The 8,217-nt window shown below is 72.6% G+C and carries 4 protein-coding genes; 3 read left to right on the top strand and 1 reads right to left on the bottom strand.

What is annotated here, in order from left to right; all coding sequences use genetic code 11:
* Positions 1-769: 769 nt before the first annotated feature.
* Positions 770-1,990, bottom strand: a complete 1,221-nt coding sequence (locus FNH08_RS37955; RefSeq protein ID WP_152776078.1) for a nucleotide sugar dehydrogenase — start codon at positions 1,988-1,990, stop codon at positions 770-772.
* Positions 1,991-2,262: 272 nt separating this feature from the next.
* On the opposite strand from FNH08_RS37955, the gene FNH08_RS37950 reads away from it, so the two are divergent.
* The 3 genes from FNH08_RS37950 to FNH08_RS37940 form a co-directional block, all read left to right on the top strand.
* Positions 2,263-3,969 carry a glycerol-3-phosphate dehydrogenase/oxidase gene (locus tag FNH08_RS37950; RefSeq protein WP_152776077.1) on the top strand — a complete coding sequence of 569 codons (1,707 nt, stop codon included), beginning with the start codon at positions 2,263-2,265 and terminating at the stop codon, positions 3,967-3,969.
* Positions 3,970-4,152: 183 nt separating this feature from the next.
* Entirely contained in the window at positions 4,153-6,435 is a 2,283-nt protein-coding gene (locus FNH08_RS37945) for a serine/threonine-protein kinase (protein WP_152776076.1), read from the top strand.
* Between the two features lie 226 nt (positions 6,436-6,661).
* The coding region (locus tag FNH08_RS37940) for a protein kinase (protein WP_322726143.1) at positions 6,662-8,217 on the top strand (1,556 nt) is incomplete at its 3' end.

Genomic DNA, 8,217 nt, shown 5'->3' with positions numbered 1-8,217 from the left:
GGGGGCGCGTGGTTGCGTTCGGGGTGAATGTCCGGCTAACGGGTGTATCGGGGCGATAGTGTCCTGTTCGGCGCCCCGGTTCTCTGGGGCGCCCCCTTCCAAGGACACGGTTCCGGGCCCCGGCCCTCGGGGCCCGGCCCGATATCCGACGTGCCGCCCACCGGGCTGATGGGTGGCGTCGTGGAAGGGGGCGCGCCCATGGGACGTCACCGCAAGCCCACCCGCTGGGACCGGATCCGTCTGTGGATGGTGAAGTGCCGGAGGAGGTGGATCTTGCGAATTTATGGAAGGTGAGCAGCCACCCCTAAGAGAAGTAGGGGTGGATACTCCGATCACCTTTCGGGAGCCTGCCGCAGTGCCCGCTGCGGTGGGCTCCATCATTTGCACAGTACCGGATCTGCCGTCGGGCGGTGTGGGACCGGGAGGGCGATCTTGCGGATCTTCGGATGGTGAGCGGCCGCCCCCAACCAACCTAGGGGCGGACACTCCGTGCATCATCCGGGAGCCTGCCGCAGTGCCTGCTGCGGTGGGCTCCTCTTTTGTACCTACCGGACCGTTGTGTGGTCGGCCCGGTGCCGGGGGCGGTGGATCTCACGGATCCATGGACGGTGAGTGGCCGTCCCTGCGAGAACCAGGGGCGGACGCCCGGAACCCGTCCTGAAGCCCGCCACAGTAGCCCCTGCGGTTGGCTCCACCTCTTTGCACGCTAGCGGCGTAGCCGCCCTGCACGCCACCAGGACCAAAGGCTCGGCCACCCACGCGCCCCCCTTCACAACCGATGCGCCGCCCCCACAGGCGCGGCCCCCCGCGTGTCCAGCAGCAGCTGTGCCTTCACCGACAGCCCCTGCAGGTCGTACGTGCGGTGCTGCTGGAGCAGGATCGTCAGGTCGGCGTCGGCGGCGGCCTCGTAGAGGGAGTCGGCGCGGGGGACCGGGCGGTCGAGGACGTTCCAGGACGGGACGTGCGGGTCGTGGTAGCTGACGGAGGCGCCGAGTTCCAGCAGGCGTAGGGCGATCTCGCGCGCGGGGGTGGCCTGTTGGTCGGCGACGTCGGGCTTGTAGGTGACGCCGAGGAGGAGGACGCGGGCGCCGCGGGCCGACTTGCCGTGCTCGTTGAGGAGGGCGGCGGCGCGCTGGGCGACGTACTGGGGCATGCGGTCGTTGACCTGCTGGGCCTGTTCGACCATCCGGAGGGAGCGGGGCGAGTGGCCGGCCAGGTCCTGGGGGACGCCGTGGCCGCCGACGCCCGGGCCCGGGCGGAAGGCATGGAAGCCGAACGGCTTGGTCTCGGCGCAGCGGATGACGTCCCACAGGTCGACGCCCAGGTCGTGGCAGAGGACGGCCATCTCGTTGACGAGGGCGATGTTGACGTGCCGGTAGTTGGTCTCCAGGAGCTGCACGGTCTCCGCCTCGCGGGGGCCGCGCGCGCGGACCACCTTGTCGGTGAGGCGTCCGTAGAAGGCGGCGGCCGACTCGGTGCAGGCGGGGGTGAGGCCGCCGATGACCTTGGGGGTGTTGGCGGGGCCGAAGTCGCGGTTGCCGGGGTCGGTGCGGGCGGGTGAGTAGGCGAGGTGGAAGTCGCGGCCCGCGCGCAGCCCGGAGGCATCTTCGAGGAGTGGCCGCAGGAATCCCTCCGTGGTGCCGGGGTGCACGGGTGACTCCAGGATCACGGTGGTGTGCGGGCGCAGTCGGTCGGCGAGGGTGCGGGCGGCGTCGGCCACCTGGGTGAGGTCGAGTGTGCCGTCGGCGCCGCGCGGGGTCGGGGCGCAGATCACCGCCGTACGGACGCGGCCGAGTTCGGCGGGGCTGGTGGTGGGCCGGAAGCCCTGGGCGAGCATGCGGCGCAGTTCGGCGGGGGTGAGCAAGCCGCTCTCGGATGCGCTGTCGGGGGCGGTTCTGTACCCGAGCGTGGGGATTCCGGCGGCGACGGCGGCCTGGGCCAGCGGCAGGCCGAGATGACCGAGTCCGATGACGGCGAGATCTGCGGGCATGGAGTGGGCCGTCCTTCCCAGTAGCCGAAGCGGGACAGGCGCGCAAGCCCTGTGGACAGGATGGGCGAGCGCAATGTCAGACTAGGAGTAAATATGACCGTTATGCGGGATTGGTCGACTCTCTTTCTCCGCGCGTCCCCGAGAGTTGTCCACAGGCGGAGGACGGTTGGTGGCCGAAGCAGGGCGACACGGTCAGAATTCTGGGAATGGGGGATGTGAGCCGGGTCTTGCCGGGCAGGTGAGACCAGCGCGACAAACAGCGGGAGGCAGCGTTGAGGACAGCGACACTGGGGCCGGTGCAGCGCGCCGAGTCCCTCGCGGGAATGGCCGAGCGTGAGCTGGACGTGCTGGTCGTGGGCGCGGGCGTGGTCGGAGCGGGCACGGCGCTCGACGCGGCGACGCGCGGCCTGTCCACCGGACTGGTCGAGGCGCGTGACTGGGCGTCGGGCACCTCCAGCAGGTCCAGCAAGCTGATCCACGGCGGCCTGCGCTATCTGGAGATGCTCGACTTCGCGCTCGTACGGGAGGCGTTGAAGGAACGCGGTCTGCTGCTGGAGCGGCTGGCGCCCCATCTGGTGAAGCCGGTTCCGTTCCTCTACCCGTTGCAGCACAAGGGCTGGGAGCGGCTGTACGCGGGATCGGGCGTCGCGCTCTACGACGGCATGTCGATGGCGCGCGGCCATGGCCGGGGCCTGCCCATGCACCGTCACCTGACGCGCCGCCACGCCCTGCGCGTCGCGCCCTGCTTGAAGAAGGACGCCCTCATCGGCGCCCTGCAGTACTACGACGCCCAGATGGACGACGCCCGCTACGTGGCCACCCTGGTGCGCACGGCCGCGTCGTACGGCGCGAAGGTCGCCAACCGCGCACGCGTGACCGGCTTCCTGCGCGAGGGCGAGCGCGTCGTCGGCGCCCGGGTGCAGGACGTGGAGGCCGGCGGGGAGTACGAGGTCCGCGCCAAGCAGGTCGTGAACGCCACGGGGGTGTGGACCGACGACACCCAGGCGATGGTGGGCGAGCGGGGCCAGTTCCACGTACGGGCGTCCAAGGGCATCCACCTGGTCGTGCCGAAGGACCGCATCCACTCCACGACGGGGCTGATCCTGCGGACCGAGAAGTCGGTGCTGTTCGTCATCCCCTGGGGGCGGCACTGGATCGTCGGCACCACGGACACCGACTGGGACCTGGACAAGGCCCACCCGGCCGCGTCCAGCGCGGACATCGACTACCTGCTGGAGCACGTGAACTCGGTGCTGGCGGTGCCGCTCACCCGGGACGACGTGCAAGGGGTGTACGCGGGCCTCAGGCCGCTGCTGGCCGGCGAGTCGGACGCCACCAGCAAGCTCTCGCGTGAGCACACCGTGGCGCATCCCGTGCCGGGGCTCGTGGTCGTGGCGGGCGGCAAGTACACGACGTACCGGGTGATGGCCAAGGATGCCGTGGACGCGGCGGTGCACGGCCTCGACCAGCGGGTCGCCGAGTGCGTCACCGAGGACGTGCAGCTGCTCGGGGCCGAGGGGTACCGGGCGCTGTGGAACGCGCGGGCGCGCATCGCGGCGCGGGTCGGGCTCCATGTGGTGCGCGTGGAACACCTGCTGAACCGGTACGGGGCGCTGACCGAGGAACTGCTCGACCTGATCGCGACCGACCCCTCGCTGGGGGCGCCCCTGCACGCGGCCGACGACTATCTGCGGGCCGAGATCGTGTACGCGGCCTCGCACGAGGGGGCGCGGCACCTGGATGACGTGCTCACCCGGCGGACCCGGATCTCGATCGAGACGTTCGACCGCGGTGCGCGCAGCGCGCGGGAGGCCGCGGAGCTGATGGCTCCCGTGCTCGGCTGGGACAAGGACCAGATCGAGCGTGAGGTCGAGCACTACCAGAAGCGGGTGGAGGCCGAGCGGGAGTCACAGCGCCAGCCCGACGACCTGACCGCCGACGCGGCGCGGTTGGGAGCGCCGGACATCGTTCCGTTGTAGGCGGGCTGTGGGTGGTTTGTGACGCCCGTGCGGGGGCGCCGGGCGGGGTCCGTGGGGCCGTTCGCCGTCCGGGGACGGGCCCCGGCTGTGACTTCGGGCCGACAAGGGACACCCTGGGCGTGGGGCACTTGTCGGGTGAGGGACAATGGAGGCTCTGTCAGGGCGGGTTGCATGAGGGGACGCATGTCGGAGGCGGAGCGAGGCGGGGCACCCCGTCGGGATGAGAGCGGACGTCTCCTCGCCGGGCGTTACCGGCTGGGAGGGGTCCTCGGCCGCGGCGGCATGGGCACGGTGTGGCGGGCCCAGGACGAGACGCTGGGCCGGACGGTCGCGGTGAAGGAGCTGCGGTTCCCGTCGAGCATCGACGAGGACGAGAAGCGACGGCTCATCACACGCACGTTGCGTGAGGCCAAGGCGATCGCCAGGATCCGCAACAACGGCGCGGTGACGGTCTTCGACGTGGTCGACGAGGACGACCGGCCGTGGATCGTGATGGAGCTCATCGAGGGCAAGTCGCTCGCCGAGGTCATCCGCGAGGACGGGCTGCTGGAGCCGAAGCGCGCCGCCGAGGTGGGCCTCGCGATCCTCGACGTGCTGCGCGCCGCCCACCGCGAGGGCATCCTGCACCGTGACGTGAAGCCGTCGAACGTGCTGATCTCCAAGGAGGACGGCAGGGTCGTCCTCACCGACTTCGGTATCGCGCAGGTCGAGGGCGACCCCTCCATCACCTCGACCGGCATGCTCGTCGGCGCCCCCTCGTACATCTCGCCGGAGCGGGCGCGCGGGCACAAGCCCGGCCCCGCGGCGGACATGTGGTCCCTCGGCGGCCTGCTGTACGCGTCGGTCGAGGGCGTGCCTCCGTACGACAAGGGTTCGGCCATCGCGACGCTGACCGCCGTGATGACCGAGCCGGTCCCGGAGCCGAAGAGCGCGGGACCGCTGCGGGACGTGATCTTCGGGCTGCTCGCCAAGGACCCCCAGCAGCGGCTCGACGTGGCGGGGGCGCGGGCGTTGCTCAACGACGTCATCCACGCGCCCGAGCCCAAGGAGGCGGAACCGGAGCCGTTGGAGGCGACGCGGGTCGTGGCGTTGCCGCCGGTGCCTGAGGAACCGTCGGGCAAGGGCGGCTCCGGGGCCAGGCAGGGCGAGGCGGCGGAGGGGTGGCGCGGGGCGCTGCGTTCCGTGCGGAAGGCGGCGTCGGGGGCCGTGGCCGCCACGGCCGCGGCGGGCACGCGGGGCAAGGCCGGGGAGGAGAGCGCGTCCGGGACGGCGAGCGCCTCCGGGACGGCCTCGTCCGGAGCCGAATCCGGCTCCGGCTCGGGCTCCGGCTCGGGCTCGGGCTCTGGCTCCGGCTCGGTGTCCGGTTCCGCGTCAGGTCCCGGGGCGAGCTCCCGAGTCGGGGCTGAGGCCGGTGCGAGGGCCGGGAAGGGGACGGCCGCCCGTACGGCCGTGTCCGGTAAGTCTCCCGAGAAGTCCTCCGGTACGACCGGCAGCTCCGGCACGTCGGGTGTACCGGCCCGGCAGAGCGGTGCGTCCGGTGCGTCCGGTGCGTCCGAGGGAAGCGCGCCCGGCGGCAAGGTCTCCGCCGGGCACACCGGAGCGGGGGACGTCGCCGCCACGAAGGCGGTCAACACCGTGGCCGGAGGCCGGACTTCGGGGTGGCCGCAGATGACGCCGCCGGACCTGCCGCCACGGCCCGTGCCTCGGGCGCCGATCACCGATGTCGTGCCCCGGCGGACGCTGGTCATCATCGCCGTGGTCGTGGCGCTGGCCGTGCTCGGCACGGTGCTCGCGCTGTCACTCGGCGGCGACGAGAACGCGTCGGGCTCCAAGAAGAGCGACACCAAGTCGGCCGCGTCCGGCGACGCCACCCCGAGCAGCGGCAAGGACGAGGAATCGAGCGCCCGTACGGAGACCGAGAAGACCCAGGCGGCCTCGGGATCCGCGTCGGCGAGCGGTGAGGCGAGCACGGAGAGCGGTTCGGGCGGGTCGAGCGGTTCCGGGAGCGGCGGGGGCGCGTCGGGTTCGGACGGCATCGCCGAGAAGACGTACAAGGGATCGCAGGGCTTCTCGATCGGGCTGCCGAAGGGGTGGAAGTACCAGTCGACGGATGCCGCGGGCGCCCGATTCACCGGCCCCGACGGGCAGAAGCTGCTGGTCGCCTGGACGACCACGCCCAAGAACGACCCTGTGGCGGACTGGAAGAACCAGGAGCGCTACATGACGCGCTCGCAGTACCAGCGGATCCGCATAGAGGAGGTGGACTACCGAGGCTGGAAGACGGCCGACTGGGAGTTCACCTACTCGGACGGCGGCACGAAGTACCGGTCGATCGACCGGGGGTTCGTCGTGAACTCGCAGCAGGGGTACGCGCTCATGTACACGGCCAAGGCGTCCGACTGGGGCAGTGATCTGCGCAAGGACACGTGGCGGACGCTCACAAAAACGTTCCGGCCGAAGTCCTGAGGTCCGGCTCAAGTCCCTGGGTGGGGCGGCGTCCTGGAGAGGATCGGACGAAGCCCTGAGGGGGTACTGAGCCCCGTGATGGACTTGTGAGGAGTGGGATCTCGAATCCCCTCAATGCGGGTTGCCTCCGGCACGTATCGTGAGTGGTTGCGGACCGTACGCATCCAGTGCGGAACGGGACGCGAGGCGAACGGATTTGACCGACCGGGCGGCCGGGGGAGGCATCGTGGACGACTACGCGGGACGAGTGCTCGCCGACCGCTACCGCCTGCCGCTGCCGCCGTCGGACGAGTACGAACTGGCCGAGACCCGGGCCTTCGACACGTACAGCGGGCAGGAAGTCCTCATACGGCAGGTGCCGTTGCCCGAGGTCGTCGAGGCGGAGGTGCTCGACGCGGACGGGCTTCCCGAGGGGTATGTCGCCCGGGACAGCGGGACGCGCCGGACCGCCGCGAGGACGACGCGTCGGCCCACCGACCCGGCCGTGCGCCGGGCGATCGAGGCCGCGCAGGCCGCCGCGCAGATCCCCGACCACCCGCGGCTCGACCAGGTCTTCGACGTGTTCGCCGAGAGCGGGTCGTTGTGGATAGTGAGTGAGCTGGTGGGCGCACGGCCGCTGGCCGCGCTGCTCGCCGAGAAGCCACTGACGCCGTACCGGGCGGCCGAGGTCGCCTCCGACGTCCTCACCGCCCTGCGCGCGCTGCACGCCCACGGCTGGGTGCACCGGAACATCACCGCGCGGACCGTCCTCGTCTGCGACGACGGGCGCGTGGTGCTCACGGGGCTCGCGGCCGGAGCGGCCGAGGAGGCGCTGTGCGGGTACGACCCCGTGCCGGTGCGCGAGTTCGAGGGCGAGGGCCCGGCCGGGCCGGGGGCGCCCGGTAGCGACGGGCCCGCGGGGACGTTCGGCCCTGGGCAAGCGCCGGGCACGGGCGGCCGCGCAGGAGCGTACGGCCCCGTCGGGGCTTCGGGCGGCCCTTCGGGCGGCCCTTCGGGTGCCTCGGGTGTCGCGGCTGTCCCTGCCGGTGGTGGGCGCGGTGGCCCGTACGGCGGTGGTCGACCAGGGCTGACCGACGGTGGTCGACCAGGGCTGACCAGTGGGCCGGACGGCGGGCGCGGCGGCGTGGAGTCCGGCGGTTCGCGTGCCGTTGAGCTCAGGGGGCCCCAGGGCGGGCCGCCCGAAGCGGGGGGTGCCGATCCCGAAGCCGCGCGGCGTGCCGCCATCGAGGCACGGGCGGCCGGAGGTGCCGGGCCGGTCACGGACCCGGACCCGTCGGGCGGACAGCGCGCACTGGAGACCGGCGGTGACGTCCGGGCGGCCCGGGCCGGGGCGATCGCGGCCTACCGCGCCGGTGCGCGGGCCGCGGCGCGCGTGCACGAGGAGCAGCAGGGCGGCCGGAGCGCGCAGTTGCCCGCGCAGCGACCGGCGCCCGCCCACGGCGAGGTGACGCCGGCAGCCGGCCAGGGCTCGCCGTACGCACCGCCCGGCCAGATCGCCGACCCGTACGGCGTGGCACGGCCGAACACCTGGCCCGGAGCGCTGCCCCACGGGGGCGCCCCCACAGGCGACGACAACGGCCAGGGACGTCCGGCCCTCCCGGGCGACGACACCGACGCCCCGGGCGGCGAGCACGGTACGCAGAACGGCGCACAGGGAATGCGGGGCCACGGTGCGCCCGGCAGCGGCAGCGGTACCTACGGGGCCGGCGCCCTCAGCAAGAGCGCGCCCGCGGGCCCTCCGTCCGCCCAGAGCGCACCCCCGCACACCTCGTGGGACCAGGT

It is taken from the genome of Streptomyces spongiae (assembly GCF_009377185.1).
Classification (GTDB): Bacteria; Actinomycetota; Actinomycetes; order Streptomycetales; family Streptomycetaceae; genus Streptomyces; species Streptomyces spongiae.
The sequence above is the reverse complement of the archived record's forward strand: the minus strand, read 5'-3'. Positions and strand labels throughout refer to the sequence as shown.